Origin of the sequence: Methylobacterium sp. Leaf94 (assembly GCF_001426045.1) — a bacterium.
Lineage (GTDB): Bacteria > Pseudomonadota > Alphaproteobacteria > Rhizobiales > Beijerinckiaceae > Methylobacterium.
In genome coordinates this window covers 1-18,772 of record NZ_LMRM01000033.1, presented here as the reverse complement: position 1 = coordinate 18,772, position 18,772 = coordinate 1, and the positions used below count along the sequence as shown (strand labels likewise).

13 protein-coding genes, 1 tRNA gene and 1 pseudogene are annotated in these 18,772 nt (G+C 65.5%); all 15 read left to right on the top strand.

What is annotated here, in order from left to right:
• Positions 1–99, top strand: a pseudogene (locus ASG63_RS24445) (EF-Tu/IF-2/RF-3 family GTPase); the annotation flags it as partial.
• A gap of 241 nt (positions 100–340) precedes the next feature.
• Positions 341–417: transfer RNA gene (locus tag ASG63_RS15515), tRNA-Trp, on the top strand.
• 216 nt (positions 418–633) lie between these two features.
• Positions 634–936, top strand: coding sequence for a preprotein translocase subunit SecE (gene secE, locus ASG63_RS15510; RefSeq protein WP_056218145.1), 303 nt, complete (start codon positions 634–636; stop codon positions 934–936).
• A 66-nt stretch (positions 937–1,002) separates the two neighbouring features.
• On the top strand, positions 1,003–1,536 hold the full coding sequence (gene nusG, locus ASG63_RS15505) for a transcription termination/antitermination protein NusG (protein ID WP_056218143.1): 534 nt from the start codon (positions 1,003–1,005) through the stop codon (positions 1,534–1,536).
• 219 nt (positions 1,537–1,755) lie between these two features.
• The gene (gene rplK / locus ASG63_RS15500; RefSeq protein ID WP_056218139.1) at positions 1,756–2,208 is read left to right on the top strand and encodes a 50S ribosomal protein L11; all 453 of its coding nucleotides are present in this window, start codon (positions 1,756–1,758) and stop codon (positions 2,206–2,208) included.
• Between the two features lie 12 nt (positions 2,209–2,220).
• Positions 2,221–2,919 carry a 50S ribosomal protein L1 gene (rplA, locus tag ASG63_RS15495; RefSeq protein WP_056218136.1) on the top strand — a complete coding sequence of 233 codons (699 nt, stop codon included), beginning with the start codon at positions 2,221–2,223 and terminating at the stop codon, positions 2,917–2,919.
• A gap of 281 nt (positions 2,920–3,200) precedes the next feature.
• Positions 3,201–4,826, top strand: a complete 1,626-nt coding sequence (locus ASG63_RS15490; RefSeq protein WP_056218133.1) for a B12-binding domain-containing radical SAM protein — start codon at positions 3,201–3,203, stop codon at positions 4,824–4,826.
• Between the two features lie 553 nt (positions 4,827–5,379).
• Complete coding sequence (rplJ, locus tag ASG63_RS15485; protein WP_055954702.1) at positions 5,380–5,910, top strand: 50S ribosomal protein L10; 531 nt, start codon at positions 5,380–5,382, stop codon at positions 5,908–5,910.
• Positions 5,911–5,967: 57 nt separating this feature from the next.
• Positions 5,968–6,348, top strand: coding sequence for a 50S ribosomal protein L7/L12 (gene rplL, locus ASG63_RS15480; protein ID WP_056218129.1), 381 nt, complete (start codon positions 5,968–5,970; stop codon positions 6,346–6,348).
• Positions 6,349–6,597: 249 nt separating this feature from the next.
• Positions 6,598–10,722 (top strand): DNA-directed RNA polymerase subunit beta, encoded by a 4,125-nt coding sequence (rpoB, locus tag ASG63_RS15475; RefSeq protein WP_056218126.1) that lies wholly within the window; start codon positions 6,598–6,600, stop codon positions 10,720–10,722.
• 172 nt (positions 10,723–10,894) lie between these two features.
• Positions 10,895–15,103 carry a DNA-directed RNA polymerase subunit beta' gene (gene rpoC / locus ASG63_RS15470; RefSeq protein ID WP_056218122.1) on the top strand — a complete coding sequence of 1,403 codons (4,209 nt, stop codon included), beginning with the start codon at positions 10,895–10,897 and terminating at the stop codon, positions 15,101–15,103.
• A 447-nt stretch (positions 15,104–15,550) separates the two neighbouring features.
• A complete protein-coding gene (gene rpsL, locus ASG63_RS15465; protein ID WP_018044234.1) occupies positions 15,551–15,922 on the top strand; it encodes a 30S ribosomal protein S12 in 372 nt (123 codons plus the stop codon).
• A 105-nt stretch (positions 15,923–16,027) separates the two neighbouring features.
• Positions 16,028–16,498, top strand: a complete 471-nt coding sequence (rpsG, locus tag ASG63_RS15460; RefSeq protein WP_055954713.1) for a 30S ribosomal protein S7 — start codon at positions 16,028–16,030, stop codon at positions 16,496–16,498.
• Between the two features lie 30 nt (positions 16,499–16,528).
• A complete protein-coding gene (gene fusA, locus ASG63_RS15455; protein WP_056218119.1) occupies positions 16,529–18,604 on the top strand; it encodes an elongation factor G in 2,076 nt (691 codons plus the stop codon).
• Between the two features lie 69 nt (positions 18,605–18,673).
• Positions 18,674–18,772 (top strand): GTP-binding protein (locus tag ASG63_RS25385; protein WP_156375624.1); only part of this gene is annotated, 99 nt, incomplete at its 3' end.

The following is an 18,772-nucleotide window of genomic DNA, read 5'->3' as shown; positions in this document are numbered from 1 at the left end:
CTGATCGTGCCGGTGGCCATGGAAGAGAAGCTGCGCTTCGCCATCCGTGAAGGCGGACGCACCGTCGGCGCAGGCGTCGTCGCCGCCATCAACGAGTAGACCCGCCGCCATCGGGCGCCCCTCGCGGGACACCCGACCGGTGACACGACGCGGCGCCCCGGATCGCTCCGGGGCGCCGTTGTCGTTTCCGAGGTCCGCATTTCCCAGGTCCGCGTTTCCAGGGTCCGCGCCGGCCTGCGAGCCGTCGCGAAGGTTCTTCGCCGACGACGCCGTTTGACCATTGCGAAGCCCTCGCGACCGTTCTATAGCAGCGCCGCGGCGGAGGACTCGTCCTTCGCATAGGAGTGTAGCTCAACTGGTCAGAGCGCCGGTCTCCAAAACCGGAGGTTGCGGGTTCGAGTCCCTCCACTCCTGCCATTTGGCCGCATCAGACCCGTCGATCCTCCCAGCCCTCTTCCCTTTCAGCAGATCGCTCCTCAGCGAAGTCCGGCCGGGCGTAGTCGACAAGCCCGGCGACTTGCGTTAGAGCGGTCGCCTTCCGAGATCGATGAAGGCCGTCGATGCAGGCTCCTCCCCGGAGCTGCCGCGTTGCGCTTTCCCGAAGCTCGGGCCGATCTCCCTGTTGTTGGCGCCATGGCATCGAACGAAGCATCGAAGAAAGTGGATCTCGCGCGCACCCCGCAGCGCGGCTCCACCACGCCGACGCCCCCTCGGGCGACCCCGCCGGTGCGCCCCGCGCAGAAGCGCGTGGGTCCGGCCGAGTTCCTGAGCCAGGTTCGCGACGAGGGCCGCAAGGTCACGTGGCCGACCCGCAAGGAGACCGTCGTGACCACCGTGATGGTGTTCATCATGGTTGTGGTGGCGAGCATCTTCTTCACGGTGGTGGACCAGGCGCTGCGCTATCTCGTGACTCTGATCCTCGGGGTCGGCGCCTAACAACTTCTCGGCCCGGGCGCGCTGCGGCGTGATCGGGCTGACTGACGTCAGGATTTGGTGAGAACCGTGTCGAAGCGCTGGTACATCGTCCACGCCTACTCGAATTTCGAGAACAAGGTCGCGCAGTCCATCAAGGATCAGGCGGCCCAGCGTGGCCTGATGGAGCTGTTCGACGAGGTCATGGTTCCGACCGAGAAGGTCGTCGAGGTGCGCCGGGGCCGCAAGGTCGATGCGGAACGCAAGTTCTTCCCCGGCTACGTCTTGGTGAAGTGCGACCTGACCGACGAGGTCTACCACCTCATCAAGAACACCCCGAAGGTGACGGGCTTCCTGGGCGCCGACAAGTCCAAGCCGGTTCCGATCCCGGATGCGGAGGCCGAGCGCATCAAGGGGCAGGTCGCCGAGGGCGTCGACCGTCCCAAGCCCTCCGTGTCCTTCGAGATCGGCGAGACGGTTCGGGTTTCCGACGGTCCCTTCGCCTCCTTCAACGGCACCGTCGAGGAGATCGACGAGAGCCGGTCGCGCCTCAAGGTCGCCGTGTCGATCTTCGGCCGCGCCACGCCGGTCGAGCTCGAATACGGGCAGGTCGAGAAGGTCTGATCCAGCCCCATTTCGGGTGAGCCGTCCCCGGCTCGCCCCATGTCACTTCCCGCCCGGCCTCGGCCGCGCGCGAAACCACCGTCCCGCGCGACGGTGTCATACGCGGGAGGCCCGCCCGGTTCGCCACCGGGGTCCACGGACCGAACCGCGACCTGCAACCGCCCGTTCCGTCCGCGCTGAGGCCAGCCGGATGCCGGGCATTCTTTGGGAGCAGTCCCTATGGCAAAGAAGATCACGGGCTACGTGAAGCTTCAGGTTCCGGCCGGCGCCGCGAACCCGTCGCCGCCCATCGGCCCCGCGCTCGGTCAGCGCGGCCTCAACATCATGGAATTCTGCAAGGCCTTCAATGCGAAGACCTCCCAGATCGAGAAGGGCACCCCGATCCCGGTCGTCATCACGGCGTACCAGGACCGCTCCTTCACCTTCGAGATGAAGCAGCCGCCGGTCACCTTCTTCCTGAAGAAGGCCGCCGGCCTGAAGATCGGCAAGAAGCCGGCTTCCGGCTCGAAGACCCCGGGCAAGGCCGGCTCCAATGTCGGCAAGGTGACCGAAGCGCAGCTGCGCGAGATCGCCGAGAAGAAAATGCCCGACCTGAACTGCGACTCGGTTGACGCCGCCGTCGCCATGATCCGTGGCTCCGCGCGGGCCATGGGCCTCGACGTCGTCGCTTAAGGGGAGGGCACAATGGCACACGAAGGCAAGCGCATCCGCGCCGCCCGCGAGGGCATCGACGCGCTCAAGCTCTATCCCATCGACGAGGCGATCAAGCTCGTGAAGGAGAAGGCCAGCGCCAAGTTCGACGAGACCGTCGAGATCTCGATGAATCTCGGCGTCGACCCGCGCCACGCCGACCAGATGGTCCGCGGCGTCTGCAACCTGCCCAACGGCTCCGGCCGCACGGTGCGGGTGGCGGTGTTCGCCCGCGGCGCCAAGGCCGACGAGGCCAAGGCTGCCGGCGCCGACATCGTGGGCGCCGAGGACCTCCTCGAGATCGTCCAGAGCGGCAAGATCGAGTTCGATCGCTGCATCGCGACCCCCGACCTGATGCCGCTCGTCGGCCGTCTCGGCAAGGTGCTCGGCCCGCGCGGCCTGATGCCGAACCCGAAGGTCGGCACCGTGACCATGGACGTGAAGGGCGCCGTCGCCGGCGCCAAGGGCGGCTCCGTCGAGTTCCGCGTCGAGAAGGCCGGCATCATCCACGCCGGCATCGGCAAGGTCTCGTTCGACGCCGACAAGCTCGTCGAGAACATCAAGGCTTTCGCCGACGCCGTCTCCAAGGCGAAGCCCGCCGGCGCCAAGGGTCAGTACGTCCAGCGCGTCGCCGTGACCTCCTCGATGGGTCCGGGCGTGAAGGTCGAGCCTGCGAGCGTGCTCACCGCCTGATCCTTCAGGCTTGAACACACTGGAAGCGCCCGGCCTCGCGGCCGGGCGTTTTCGTTTGTGCTCAGGCTCGCCGGAAGGGCTTCTCGGCTTGCGGCCGGCCCAAGCCCTCAGGAACGTGTTCCCCGATTACCAAGGATCGGCGGTGGGGGCCGACGCACGATCAAAGAGCCGTGAGGGAGGAATGCCCCGCGCCGTTCCAAGAGCGGACGGTCGTCGGAGCGCCCAAGAAAAGAACACAGGAGGGTGACGCCTTCGCGTAGGCCTGTGCTAGGTATGCAGTCATGCGATGCTCCCTCTCCGTGACCTCGAAGCGACGCATTCTGTGCGTCTTTCCCGCCTACACGCCGTCCTTCGGGACCTTCTCTCACGCCTACCCCCTGATGGGCGGCGTGAAGGCCTTCATGCCCCCGCAAGGGCTCCTGCTGATCGCGGCCTACATGCCCGAGTCGTGGGAGTACCGGTTCATCGACGAGAACATCGCCCGGGCCGGCGCAGCGGACTTCGCCTGGGCCGACGCGGTGTTCGTGTCCGGCATGCACATCCAGGCCCCGCAGATCCGGGATATCTACGCCCGCGCCCACGCGGCCGGGAAGGTGACGGCGCTGGGCGGCCCCTCGGTCTCTGGCTCCCCCGAGCAGTATCCCGAATTCGACTACCTGCATCTCGGCGAGATCGGTGACGCCACCGACGAGCTGGTCGCGATCCTCGACCGCGATGTCTCGATCCCGGCGGCCCAGGTCCGCCTGGAGACCAAGGAGCGGCTCCCGCTCTCGGACTTCCCGGCCCCTGCCTACGAAGCGGCGCCCCTCAAGCGCTACCTCATCGGATCGCTGCAATTCTCCTCGGGTTGCCCCTATCGCTGCGAGTTCTGCGACATCCCGCAGCTCTACGGCCGTCAACCGCGCCTGAAGAGCCCCGAGCAGATGCTCGGTGAGCTTGACGCCATCATCGCGCAGCCCGGCCATCCGGCGGTGGTCTACTTCGTCGACGACAACTTCATCGGCAACCGCAAGGCCACGAAGGACATGCTGCCCCACCTCGTGGCGTGGCAGAAGAAGAACGACTATCCGCTCCAGTTCGCCTGCGAGGCGACGCTGAACATGGCCAAGCAGCCCGACATCCTCGAGCTGATGCGGCAGGCCAACTTCATGACCGTCTTTGTCGGCATCGAGACGCCCGAGGAGGACGCCCTCGCGGGAATCGACAAGAAGCACAACGCCGCCGTGCCGATGTACGAGGCGATCGAGACCCTGAACCGCTTCGGCCTCGAGGTGACCTCGGGCATCATTCTCGGCCTCGACACGGACACCGATCAGTCGGAGCAGAAGCTCATCGACTTCATCGACAAGTCGGCCGTGCCGGTGCTGACGATGAACCTCCTGCAGGCGCTGCCCAAGACGCCGCTCTGGGATCGCCTGACCCGCGAGAACCGCCTCGTCCACGATGCAGCGCTCGAATCGAACGTGCTCTTCAAGCGTCCGCACGACGACGTCGTGGCCTCCTGGCGCCGGGCCATCGCCCACGCCTACGAGCCGGCGCAGATCTTCGAGCGATTCCGGCACCAGGTGGAGGTGACCTACCCGAACCGGATCAAGACGCCGGTCAGGGGCAAGCTTACCCGCACCAACCTGCGCCGCGGCCTCGTGCTCGGCTTCAACATCGCTGTGCGCGTCGGACTGCTGTCCGATTACCGGCGGGTGTTCTGGCGCGCCGCCGGCCACGCCCTGAAGCGCGGACAGATCGAGGCGGTGTTCAACATGGGCTTCGTCGCCCACCACCTCATCCGCTTCACCCGGGAAGCCCTGCGCGGCGAGCACAATGCCTCGTTCTACGCCGCAAAGGCGGACCAGAAGCGTGACGCCCGCGAGCCCTGGTGGCGGGCCGCCCGCAAATTCCTGCCGACCTGACCGGTTTTTGCGGCCCATCCGCAGGCGGCTTCGGGCCGCCTGCGGCGTCAAGGGAAAAGCGGCGCCTGCGACGGAATAATCGCCCCGGGGCACTTGGCAGGCTGCTTGCAAGGCTCTATAGACCCCGCTCAACGTTTTCATACATGAGAAAGGAATCGACCGATCGGTCGCATTCCGATTGAGAGATCGCCTGGGCAACCAGGTGATGTTGGCCGGAAGGCTTTGAGGGGCATGAAACCCCTTCTGAGCTTCGTCCGGCCATGTCCTGTCCGAGACTGCAGGCGCCGGGTCACCGGCTTAATCCACACGCCTGCACAGACTGGGAAGACCGAAATTCTACTGCCCTCGCCGGGTCCGCATCGCGCGGGCAGGGTGAGGCATCGGTTTGAACCATCTCACCCATGTCGTCCACCCGTTCCGGGGGGCGGTAGGGGACAGGGCCGTGAAACGTCGCCAAGGACGTTCCGGCTTCGTGTTAAGCCGAGTTCCGTCCCGGGCGGCATGTGCAACCGGCGGACCCGTTTTCGGGTTCCGCCAACCGGAGAGAGCCCCAGTGGACAGGACAGCCAAAGCTGATCTCGTCTCGACGCTCAACGGCGTGTTCGCGAACACCGCCGTCGTCGTCGTGGCCCACTACAAGGGCCTCACGGTCGCCGACATGCAGAAGCTGCGCTCGCAGATGAAGCAGGCCGGCGCCACCGTGAAGGTCACCAAGAACCGCCTCGCCAACATCGCTCTCGATGGCACGGACGTCGCCTCCATCAAGCCCCTCCTGAAGGGTCCGACCCTGCTCGCCTATTCGAGCGATCCGGTCGCGGCCGCCAAGGTTGCGGTGGACTTCGCCAAGGTCAACGACAAGCTCGTGATCCTCGGCGGCGCCATGGGCACGACCGCCCTGAACCCGGACGGTGTGAAGGCCCTCGCCTCGCTGCCGTCCCTCGACGAACTGCGCGGCAAGATCGTGGGCCTCATCCAGGCTCCCGCGACCAAGATCGCCCAGGTCGTCAACGCACCGGCGGCCAAGCTCGCCCGCGTGTTCGGGGCCTATGCCACCAAGGACGAGGCTCAGAGCGAAGCGGCCTGAGGCCGCATCGCCCTTTTCAACCCATCCGTTCAAACCGATATCCAAGGGAATACCAACATGGCTGATCTTGCCAAGCTCGTCGACGACCTGTCCTCGCTGACCGTTCTCGAGGCTGCCGACCTCGCCAAGATGCTCGAAGAGAAGTGGGGCGTCTCGGCCGCCGCTGCGGTCGCCGTGGCTGCCGGCCCGGCCGCCGGTGGTGGCGCTGCCGCCGCCGCCGAGGAGCAGACCGAGTTCACGGTCATGCTGACCGCCGCTGGCGACAAGAAGATCGAGGTCATCAAGGAGGTCCGCGCGATCACCGGCCTCGGCCTCAAGGAAGCCAAGGACCTCGTCGAGGGCGCTCCGAAGGCCGTCAAGGAGTCCGTCAACAAGGAAGAGGCCGAGAAGCTCAAGGCTCAGCTCGAGAAGGCTGGCGCCAAGGTCGAGCTCAAGTAAGACACTGCGATGGGCCGTTCCGGCCCGTCACTCTCCGTCGGGCCCCTCCGGGCCTGACGGCACCAACGGCCCGCGGGTTCACGCCCGTGGGCCATGGTCGCTTCAAGCGGCCCGACCGGCCCGCGCGAGGGCCACGGGATTTTCAGTTCGGGAAGGCGTCGTCCGGCGGGGCGGGCCCGAAGCCTGGTTGCGGGAGGCAGACGCCTTCCCCGGGCACCCGGTACGCGGGACGTAGGAGCGAGGTCACCCATGGCCAACACGCTGGTCGGTCGCAAGCGGATTCGCAAATTCTTCGGCAAGATCAAGGAAGTCGCCGAGATGCCGAACCTCATTGAGGTTCAAAAGGCGTCCTACGACCAGTTCCTGATCATGGATGAGCCGGAAGGCGGACGGGGCGACGAAGGCCTGCAGACCGTGTTCAAGTCGGTCTTCCCGATCTCGGACTTCTCCTCGACGGCCCTCCTCGAGTTCGTGAAGTACACGTTCGAGCAGCCGAAATACGACGTCGACGAGTGCCGCCAGCGCGGCATCACGTATGCTGCCCCGCTCAAGGTCACGCTGCGCCTCATCGTGTTCGATGTGGACCCGGATACCGGTGCGAAGTCGGTCAAGGACATCAAGGAGCAGGACGTCTACATGGGCGACATGCCCTTGATGACGGAGAACGGCACCTTCATCGTCAACGGCACCGAGCGCGTCATCGTCTCGCAGATGCACCGCTCCCCGGGCGTGTTCTTCGACCACGACAAGGGCAAGACCCACTCGTCGGGCAAGCTCCTGTTCGCCGCCCGCATCATCCCGTATCGCGGCTCCTGGCTCGACGTCGAGTTCGACGCCAAGGACATCGTGCACGTCCGCATCGACCGGAAGCGCAAGCTCCCGGTGACGTCGCTGCTGTTCGCCCTCGGCCTCGACGGCGAGGAGATCCTGTCGACCTTCTACAACCGCGTGATCTACGACCGGGACGGTGCCGACTGGCGCGTGCCCTACGACGCCGAGCGCCTGAAGGGCTTCAAGGCCTCCGTCGACCTCATCGACGCGGAGTCCGGCGAGGTCGTGCTCGAGGCCGGCAAGAAGCTGAACGCCCGCAACGCCCGGCAGATCGCCGAGCGCGGCGCGCAGTTCCTCAAGGCCACCGACGAGGACCTGATCGGCCAGTACATCGCCGAGGATCTCGTCAACGCCAAGACCGGCGAGATCTGGGCCGAGGCCGGCGACGAGATCTCCGACAAGCTCCTGAAGAGCCTCGAAGAGGTCGGCGTCTCCGAGCTTCCGGTTCTGGACATCGACCACATCAACGTCGGTCCCTACATCCGCAACACCCTTGCGGTGGACAAGAACTCGGCTCGCGAAGGCGCGCTGTTCGACATCTACCGGGTCATGCGCCCGGGTGAGCCGCCGACCCTCGACACCGCCGAGGCGATGTTCCACTCGCTGTTCTTCGATTCCGAGCGCTACGATCTCTCGGCGGTCGGCCGCGTGAAGATGAACATGCGTCTCGACCTCGACGCCGAGGACACCGTGCGGACGCTCCGCCGCGAGGACATGCTCGCGGTCGTGAAGGCGCTGGTGGACCTGCGCGACGGCAAGGGCGAGATCGACGACATCGATCACCTCGGCAACCGCCGGGTGCGCTCGGTCGGCGAGCTGATGGAGAACCAGTACCGCCTCGGCCTGCTCCGCATGGAGCGCGCGATCAAGGAGCGGATGTCCTCCGTCGACATCGACACGGTGATGCCGCAGGACCTCATCAACGCGAAGCCCGCGGCCGCGGCCGTGCGCGAGTTCTTCGGCTCGTCGCAGCTTTCGCAGTTCATGGACCAGACGAACCCGCTCTCGGAAGTGACGCACAAGCGTCGCCTCTCGGCGCTTGGCCCGGGCGGTCTGACCCGCGAGCGCGCCGGCTTCGAGGTGCGCGACGTTCACCCGACCCATTACGGCCGCATCTGCCCGATCGAGACGCCGGAAGGCCCGAACATCGGTCTGATCAACTCCCTCGCCACCTTCGCGCGGGTGAACAAGTACGGCTTCATCGAGACCCCCTTCCGGCGGGTGAAAGACGGCGTCGTCACCACCGACGTCGCCTATCTCTCGGCGATGGAGGAGGCGAAGTACTACGTCGCCCAGGCCAACGCGCAGATGGACGAGACCTTCAAGCTGACGGAGGACCTCGTGGTCTGCCGTCGGGCCGGTGACGTCATCGTCGTGCCCCCCGATCGCGTCGACCTCATGGACGTGTCGCCGAAGCAGCTCGTCTCGGTCGCCGCCGCGCTCATCCCGTTCCTCGAGAACGACGACGCGAACCGCGCGCTGATGGGCTCGAACATGCAGCGCCAGGCGGTGCCGCTGGTGCGCGCCGATGCGCCCTTCGTCGGCACCGGCATGGAGGCCGTGGTCGCCCGCGACTCCGGCGCCGCCATCGCCGCCCGACGCACCGGCATCGTCGACCAGGTGGACGCCACCCGTATCGTCATCCGGGCCACCGAAGAGGCCGACGCCAACAAGCCCGGCGTCGACATCTATCGCCTGCAGAAGTTCCAGCGCTCCAACCAGTCGACCTGCATCACGCAGAAGCCGCTCGTTCGCGTCGGCGAGGCCGTGAAGAAGGGCGAGATCATCGCCGACGGTCCCTCGACGGAGTTCGGCGAGCTCGCCCTCGGCCGGAACGTGCTCGTCGCGTTCATGCCGTGGAACGGCTACAACTTCGAGGACTCGATCCTGCTCTCCGAGCGGATCGTGAAGGATGACGTGTTCACCTCGATCCACATCGAGGAGTTCGAGGTGATGGCCCGAGACACCAAGCTCGGTCCGGAAGAGATCACCCGTGACATCCCGAACGTCTCCGAAGAGGCGCTCAAGAACCTCGACGAAGCCGGCATCGTCTATATCGGCGCCGAGGTTCACGCCGGCGACATCCTGTGCGGCAAGATCACGCCGAAGGGCGAGAGCCCAATGACGCCCGAGGAGAAGCTCCTCCGCGCCATCTTCGGCGAGAAGGCGTCCGACGTGCGCGACACCTCGCTCCGGGTTCCCCCGGGCGTGACCGGCACGATCGTCGAGGTCCGGGTGTTCAACCGCCATGGCGTCGACAAGGATGAGCGCGCCCAGGCGATCGAGCGCGAGGAGATCGAGCGCCTCGCCAAGGACCGCGATGACGAGCAGGCGATCCTGGATCGCAACACCTACGCGCGTCTCGCCACGGTCCTCATCGGCCAGGCGCCCATCGCGGGGCCGAAGGGCTTCAAGAAGGAGGCCACGCTCACCCGCGAGCTCCTCAGCGAGTACCCGCGTTCGCAGTGGTGGCAGTTCGCCGTCATCGACGACCGTCTCATGACCGAGATGGAAGCGATGCAGAAGCAGTACGACGAATCGAAGAAGCGCCTCGAGCAGCGCTTCCTCGACAAGGTCGAGAAGCTGCAGCGCGGCGACGAGCTCCCGCCCGGCGTCATGAAGATGGTCAAGGTCTTCGTGGCGGTGAAGCGCAAGATCCAGCCCGGCGACAAGATGGCCGGTCGCCACGGCAACAAGGGCGTCGTCTCCCGGATCGTGCCGATCGAGGACATGCCGTTCCTGGAAGACGGAACGCATGCCGACATCGTCCTGAACCCGCTCGGCGTGCCCTCGCGCATGAACGTCGGCCAGATCCTCGAGACTCACCTGGGTTGGGCCGCGGCCGGACTTGGCCGCAAGGTCAGTCAGGCGGTGGATGCCTACCTGCGCAGCAACGACATCGCGCCCCTGAAGGCGGAGATGGAGGCGATCTACTCGCCGTCCGAGCTGGAAGGTCTGACCGACGAGGAGATGGCGGAGGCCGCCAACAACGTGCGCCGCGGCGTACCGATGGCGACCCCGGTGTTCAACGGCGCCAAGGAAGCCGACATCGAGCAGATGCTGGAGATGGCCGGTCTCGACCGGTCGGCCCAGTCGACGCTCTATGACGGCCGCTCGGGCGAGCCCTTCGATCGCAAGGTGACGATGGGCTACATCTACATGCTGAAGCTGCACCACCTCGTGGACGACAAGATCCACGCCCGGTCGATCGGCCCGTACTCCCTGGTCACCCAGCAGCCGCTGGGCGGAAAGGCGCAGTTCGGCGGTCAGCGCTTCGGTGAGATGGAGGTCTGGGCCCTCGAAGCCTACGGCGCCGCGTACACGCTGCAGGAGATGCTCACGGTCAAGTCGGACGACGTCGCAGGCCGCACCAAGGTCTACGAGGCCATCGTGCGCGGCGACGACACCTTCGAGGCCGGCATCCCCGAGTCGTTCAACGTGCTCGTCAAGGAAATGCGCTCGCTGGGTCTCAACGTGGAGCTCACCTCCTCGAAGAAGCTCGCCAACGACCAGATCGAGCCGCCCGCAGAGGCGGCCGAATAACCACCGCATCACGCTCCCGCGCCGGGTTCGACCCCGGCGCGGTCGGAGCGGGGAGGGGCAGGGCCTCCCGTTCTACGGTCAGTGACGATCCGGCCGGTCGTTGCGCCGCATCCGTTTTCAGCACGCGGTCAGCCCCTCGGCGGAGGGTGCGCCACGTCAGCAGGAGTAGATCATGAACCAAGAGGTCATGAATCTTTTCAACCAGCAGGCTCAGCCCCAGAGCTTCGACCAGATCAAGATCTCGATCTCGTCGCCGGAAAAGATCCTCTCGTGGTCTTTCGGCGAGATCAAGAAGCCCGAAACGATCAACTATCGCACGTTCAAGCCCGAGCGTGACGGCCTGTTCTGCGCGCGGATCTTCGGACCGATCAAGGATTACGAGTGCTTGTGCGGCAAGTACAAGCGCATGAAGTACAAGGGCGTCATCTGTGAGAAGTGCGGCGTCGAGGTCACCCTCGCGCGCGTCCGGCGCGACCGCATGGGCCATATCGAGCTCGCCGCCCCCGTCGCCCACATCTGGTTCCTGAAGTCGCTGCCCTCGCGCATCGGCCTGCTGCTCGACATGGCCCTCAAGGACCTCGAGCGGATCCTGTACTTCGAGTCCTACTGCGTCATCGAGCCGGGCCTCACCCCACTCAAGGAGCGTCAGCTCCTGTCGGAGGAGGAGTACCTGCGCGCTCAGGAGGAGTACGGCGAGGACAGCTTCACCGCCATGATCGGCGCCGAGGCCATCCGCCGAATCCTGCAGGAACTCGACCTCGACGGCATCGCCGATGCCCTGCGCGAGGAGATTGCTACCACCACGTCCGAGCTGAAGCCCAAGAAGCTCCTCAAGCGCCTGAAGATCATCGAGGCCTTCCAGATGTCGGGCAACAAGCCCGAGTGGATGATCCTCACCGTGGTTCCGGTGATCCCGCCGGACCTGCGCCCGCTCGTCCCCCTGGACGGCGGCCGCTTCGCCACGTCCGATCTCAACGATCTCTACCGCCGCGTCATCAACCGAAACAACCGGCTCAAGCGGCTGATCGAGCTGCGGGCGCCGGACATCATCATCCGCAACGAGAAGCGCATGCTTCAGGAAGCGGTCGACGCGCTGTTCGACAACGGCCGCCGCGGCCGCGTCATCACGGGCGCCAACAAGCGTCCTCTGAAGTCGCTCGCCGACATGCTGAAGGGCAAGCAGGGCCGCTTCCGTCAGAACCTCCTCGGCAAGCGCGTCGACTATTCCGGCCGTTCGGTCATCGTCGTCGGTCCGGAGCTGAAGCTGCACCAGTGCGGCCTGCCGAAGAAGATGGCACTGGAGCTGTTCAAGCCGTTCATCTACGCGCGCCTCGACGCCAAGGGCTTCTCCGCCACGGTGAAGCAGGCCAAGAAGCTCGTGGAGAAGGAGAAGCCGGAGGTCTGGGACATCCTCGATGAGGTGATCCGCGAGCATCCGGTGATGCTGAACCGCGCGCCGACCCTGCACCGCCTCGGCATCCAGGCCTTCGAGCCCAAGCTGATCGAGGGCAAGGCGATCCAGTTGCACCCGCTGGTCTGCACCGCCTTCAACGCGGATTTCGACGGCGACCAGATGGCCGTCCACGTCCCCCTGAGCCTCGAGGCTCAGCTGGAAGCGCGCGTCCTGATGATGTCGACCAACAACATCCTGCACCCGGCGAACGGTCACCCGATCATCGTGCCGTCGCAGGACATCGTGCTCGGCCTCTACTATCTGTCGATCGTGGCCGAGGGGGCGATCGGCGCCTTCGACCCCACCAACAAGCAGAACCCGATGCAGGGCGTCTTCGGCAACATCGGCGAGCTCGAGCACGCCCTGGCGGCCAAGACCGTCAAGCTGCACACGAAGATCCGCTGGCGCTGGAACGGCATCGGCCCCGATGGCGAGCCGCTGACGAAGACCTACGACACCACGCCGGGCCGGGTGATCCTGTCCACGGCCCTGCCGCAGCACGCCAAGGTGCCTTTCGACGTCGTCAACAAGCTGATGACCAAGAAGGAGATCTCCGCGATGATCGACACCGTCTACCGCCACTGCGGTCAGAAGGAGTCGGTGATCTTCTGTGATCGCATCATGGCGCTGGGCTTCAACCACGCGTTCAAGGCCGGCATCTCGTTCGGCAAGGACGACATGGTCGTGCCTGCGAACAAGTGGTCGATCGTCGGGTCGACCCGCGATCTGGTCAAGGAGTTCGAGCAGCAGTTCAACGACGGCCTGATCACCCAGGGTGAGAAGTACAACAAGGTCGTCGACGCCTGGGGCAAGTGCTCGGCCCGGCTCGCGGACGAGATGATGGCCGCGATCTCTGCGGTCCAGAAGGACGAGAACGGGACCGACAAGCAGGTCAACTCGGTCTACATGATGGCGAATTCCGGCGCCCGCGGCTCCCGCGAGCAGATGCGCCAGCTCGCCGCCATGCGCGGCCTGATGAGCAAGCCCTCGGGCGAGATCATCGAGACGCCGATCATCTCGAACTTCAAGGAAGGCCTCGACGTGCTCGAGTACTTCAACTCCACCCACGGTGCCCGTAAGGGTCTCGCGGACACGGCGTTGAAGACCGCGAACTCGGGCTACCTGACCCGGCGTCTCGTCGACGTGGCCCAGGACGCCGTCATCCGCGAGGTCGATTGCGGCACCACCAACGGCATCCGCATGCGCGCCATCGTGGATGCCGGCCAGGTCGTGGCCCCGCTCGCCATCCGCATCCTCGGCCGCGCCACGGCCGAGGATCTGGTGGCCCTCGACGGCACGGTGATCGTCAAGACCAACGAGACGATCGAGGAGAAGCACCTGCCGGCCATCCAGGCCGCCGGGATCCAGGAGGTCAAGATCCGTTCGGTGCTCGTCTGCGCCACGAAGAGCGGCGTCTGCGCCACCTGCTACGGGCGCGACCTCGCCCGCGGCACGCCCGTGAACATGGGTGAGGCCGTTGGCGTCATCGCCGCCCAGTCGATCGGCGAGCCGGGCACCCAGCTCACCATGCGCACCTTCCACATCGGCGGCGCCGCCCAGATCTCCGACTCGTCCTTCATCGAGTCGAGCTTCGAGGGCACGATCAAGATCCGGAACCGCGCCCTGGCACGGAACTCGGATGGCGATCTCATCGCCACCGGCCGCAACGTCTCCATCGTCATCGTCGGGGTCGACGGCACCGAGCGCGCCAACCACCGCCTGCAATACGGCGCGAAGTTGCGCGTGGACGAGGGCGACACCGTCAAGCGGGGCCAGCGCATCGCCGAGTGGGACCCCTACACCCGTCCGATCATCACCGAGACGGACGGAATCGTGGCCTACGAGGACCTCATCGACGGCCAGTCGATCACCGAGACCACCGACGAGTCGACCGGCATCGCCAAGCGCGTCGTCATCGACTGGCGCGGGACGGCCCGCACCGCCGACCTCAAGCCGGCGATGCTGGTGCTCGATGCCGACGGCAAGCCGATGAAGCTGCCGCGCGGCTCGGACGCCCGCTACTTCCTGCCCGTCGACGCCATCATCGGCTACGATCCGGGTGCGAAGGTGAAGGCCGGCGACATCCTGGCCCGCGTCTCCGCCGACTCGGCCAAGACCCGCGACATCACCGGCGGTCTGCCGCGGGTGGCGGAGTTGTTCGAGGCCCGTCGTCCCAAGGACGCGGCCATCATTGCGGAGAAGTCGGGTACGATTCAGTTCGGGCGCGACTACAAGAACAAGCGTCGCCTGACGCTGACGCCGCATGATGGGTCCGAGGCGGTCGAGTACCTGATCCCGAAGGGCAAGCACATCCACCTTCAGGACGGCGACGTGGTCGAGCTCGGCGACTACATCGTCGACGGCAATCCGGCCCCGCATGACATCCTGGCGATCAAGGGCGTGGAGGAGCTCGCTGCCTACCTCGTCAACGAGATTCAGGAGGTCTACCGACTGCAGGGCGTGTCGATCAACGACAAGCACATCGAGGTCATCGTCAGGCAGATGCTGCAGAAGGTCGAAATCACCGACGGCGGCGATTCCGACATCCTGACGGGCGACCAGATCGACCGGACGGAGCTGGCGGAGATCAACGAGAAGCTACTTGCCGAGGGCAAGAAGCCGGTCGTGGGCGTTCCGGTCCTCCTGGGTATCACCAAGGCAAGCCTGCAGACGAAGTCGTTCATCTCGGCGGCGTCGTTCCAGGAGACCACCCGCGTGCTCACCGAGGCGGCCGTCAACGGGAAGATCGACTACCTTGAAGGACTCAAGGAGAACGTGATCGTCGGGTCGCTCATCCCGGCCGGCACGGGCTCCATGGCCGCCGAGATCCGCGCCGTGGCGCGGCGTCGCGACAACCTCATCCTGCAGCAGAAGGCCGCCGAGAGCGGGACTCAGCCCCTCTCCGAGCTGCCGCCCGCTGCGGAATAAGCGACCGCTCCATTGCGACGAACAGGAAGGGGCCGCCCCAAGGGGCGGCCCCTTTCGCATGGGTGCCGTCCGTACGGATCTGCTGCGCGTTCGTGCCCCGCAACTTCATGAACTTGTAACGGAATGGGTTGACGCGGGGCGAATCCGCCTCTATCAGGCCCTCATTGAACGGCTGGCCGTAGGCAGCAATCGATCGTGAGGCCTAGAGCCTCGATCCAGGCTTCCTAAACGCATCCGACTTCAACAGACGAACACGTGTCAGCCCGGCACGATCGCTTGCTTCGATGCAGGTGATCCTCTGCTTGCAACGGCGCGCCAAAGGCTGACATCAGCCTGGGGCGCGGCTTTGCGTTTCGTCGCACGCCACGTGCGATGCCGGGGCCGGCCAGAACGAGATTTGGATTTCGACGGTCACCGCTGCAGGTGACGCGTTTCGAGAGGATTGGCATGCCGACGATCAACCAGCTGATCGCTCAGCCGCGCAAGGCGCAGAAGAGCCGCAACAAGGTGCCGGCGCTCGACGCCTGCCCGCAGAAGCGTGGCGTCTGCACCCGCGTCTACACGACGACCCCGAAGAAGCCGAACTCCGCGCTCCGCAAGGTTGCCAAGGTTCGCCTGACCAACGGCTTCGAGGTCATCGGTTACATCCCGGGCGAGGGCCACAACCTTCAGGAGCACTCCGTGGTGATGATCCGCGGCGGCCGCGTGAAGGACCTTCCCGGCGTGCGCTACCACATCCTGCGCGGCGTGCTCGACACGCAGGGCGTCAAGGGTCGCAAGCAGCGCCGCTCCAAGTACGGCGCCAAGCGTCCGAAGTAAGACCGATATTCGCGCACCCTGTAAGGATGTCGCCGGCCTCCCAGAGGCTCAAGGCGGCCTGCGCAGGGTGGTTTCAAGAAGACCAAGTTTAAGACGGAGCGAGCGATGTCCCGCCGCCATTCTGCCGAGAAGCGTGAGATCATCCCGGACCCGAAGTACGGGGACATCGTGCTGACCAAGTTCATGAATTCGATCATGTACGAGGGCAAGAAGTCCACCGCTGAGCGGATCGTCTACGGTGCCTTCGACATCGTCGAGAACCGCGCCCGCGCCAACCCGATCGAGGTCTTCCGCGCTGCCCTCGAGAACGTCGCCCCGGCCATCGAAGTCCGCTCCCGCCGCGTCGGCGGCGCGACCTACCAGGTCCCCGTCGAAGTGCGTACGGAGCGCCGCCAGGCGCTCGCCATCCGTTGGCTGATCCAGGCTGCCCGCGGCCGGAACGACCGCACCATGGTCGAGCGTCTCTCGGCCGAGCTGCTCGACGCCGCGAACAACCGCGGCAACGCCGTGAAGAAGCGGGAAGACACCCACCGGATGGCGGAAGCCAACCGCGCCTTCTCGCACTACCGCTGGTAAGCGGACCCGGACCCTTTCAGGAGCAATCCGATGCCCCGCACGCACGCGATCGAGGACTACCGCAACTTCGGCATCATGGCTCACATCGATGCTGGCAAGACCACGACCACCGAGCGGATCCTCTACTACACCGGCAAATCCCATAAGATCGGCGAAGTCCACGACGGCGCCGCGACGATGGATTGGATGACGCAGGAGCAGGAGCGTGGCATCACGATCACGTCCGCCGCGACCACCTGCTTCTGGCGCGACAAGCGCCTGAACATCATCGACACTCCCGGCCACGTGGACTTCACCATCGAGGTGGAGCGCTCGCTCCGCGTTCTCGACGGCGCCGTCTGCGTGCTCGACGGCAACCAGGGCGTCGAGCCCCAGACGGAAACGGTCTGGCGCCAGGCCGACAAGTATGACGTGCCGCGCGTCGTGTTCGTCAACAAGATGGACAAGATCGGCGCCGACTTCTTCAAGTGCGTGGCCGACATCATCGACCGGGTCGCCGGTAAGCCTGTATGCCTGCAGCTGCCGATCGGTGCCGAGACGACCTTCAAGGGCGTCATCGACCTGATCAAGATGAAGGCCATCGTCTGGACCTCCGAGAAGCTTGGCGCGGATTTCTCCGAGACCGAGATCCCGGCCGATCTTGCCGACCAGGCTGCGGAGTACCGCATCAAGCTCGTCGAGGCTTGCGTCGAGATGGATGACGAGGCGATGGCCGCGTATCTGGACGGCGTCGAGCCGGATCAGGCAACGATGCACCGCCTGGTCCGCACGGCCGTGCAGCGTCGTGCTTTCCATCCCGTGCTCTGCGGTTCGGCCTTCAAGAACAAGGGCGTTCAGCCGCTCCTTGACGCGGTCGTGGATTACCTGCCGTCGCCCGCCGATCGCGGCGAGATCAAGGGCCTCGACTTCAAGACCGAGGAAGAGACCGTCCGTCACCCGGCCGATTCCGATCCCTTCTCCATGCTCGCCTTCAAGATCATGGACGATCCGCACGTCGGCACGATCACGTTCTGCCGGGTCTACTCTGGCAAGATCGAGTCCGGTGCCAACGTACTGAACTCCTCGCGCGACAAGAAGGAGCGTGTCGGCCGCATGCTCCTGATGCACGCCAACAACCGCGAGGACGTCAAGGAAGCCTTCACGGGCGACATCGTCGCCCTGGCTGGCCTCAAGGAAACCCGCACGGGCGATACGCTGTGCGATCCGAAGGACGCCGTCATCCTCGAGAAGATGGAGTTCCCCGAGCCGGTGATCGAGATCGCCGTCGAGCCGAAGTCCAAGGCCGATCAGGAGAAGCTCGGAATCGCCCTGGCCAAGCTCGCCGCCGAGGACCCGTCGTTCCGGGTCTCGACGGACCAGGAGTCGGGCCAGACCATCCTTCGCGGCATGGGCGAGCTTCACCTCGACATCAAGGTCGACATTCTGCGCCGGACCTACATGGTCGATGCGAATATCGGTCAGCCGCAGGTGGCGTATCGTGAGAAGCTGACGAAGCGCACCGAGATCGACTACACCCATAAGAAGCAGACCGGTGGTACTGGTCAGTTCGCCCGAGTGAAGTTCATCGTGGAGCCCAACGAGCCCGGCAAGGGCTTCGAGTTCTCCTCGAAGATCATCGGCGGCACGGTGCCGAAGGAGTACATTCCGGGCGTCGAGAAGGGTCTGAATTCGGTGCTCGGCGCCGGTATTCTGGCCGGCTTCCCGGTGGTCGACATCAAGGTCGAGCTGATCGACGGCGCCTACCACGATGTCGACTCGTCGGCCCTCGCCTTCGAAATCGCGTCGCGTGCCGCGCTCCGTGAGGCCCTTCAGAAGGGCGGCTCGGTGCTCCTTGAGCCGGTCATGAAGGTCGAAGTCGTATCGCCGGAAGAGTATACCGGCTCGGTGATCGGCGATCTCAACTCCCGCCGCGGCCAGATCCAGGGCCAGGACATGCGTGGCAACGCGAACGTCATCAACGCGATGGTGCCGCTGGCCAACATGTTCGGTTACGTGAACCAGCTCCGGTCCTTCTCGCAGGGCCGCGCCAACTTCACGATGCAGTTCGACCATTACGAAGAGGTGCCGCGCGGCGAGGCCGAGAAGGTCGTCGCCAAGTACGCCTAAGCCGGCGGCGCCCTTCGGGGCGCCTCCCGCACCCCTTCAGACGCAACATCAGATCAGACGGAGCCTATCATGGCCAAAGAGAAATTCGCGCGTACGAAGCCGCACTGCAACATTGGCACGATCGGTCACGTGGATCACGGCAAGACGTCGTTGACGGCGGCGATCACG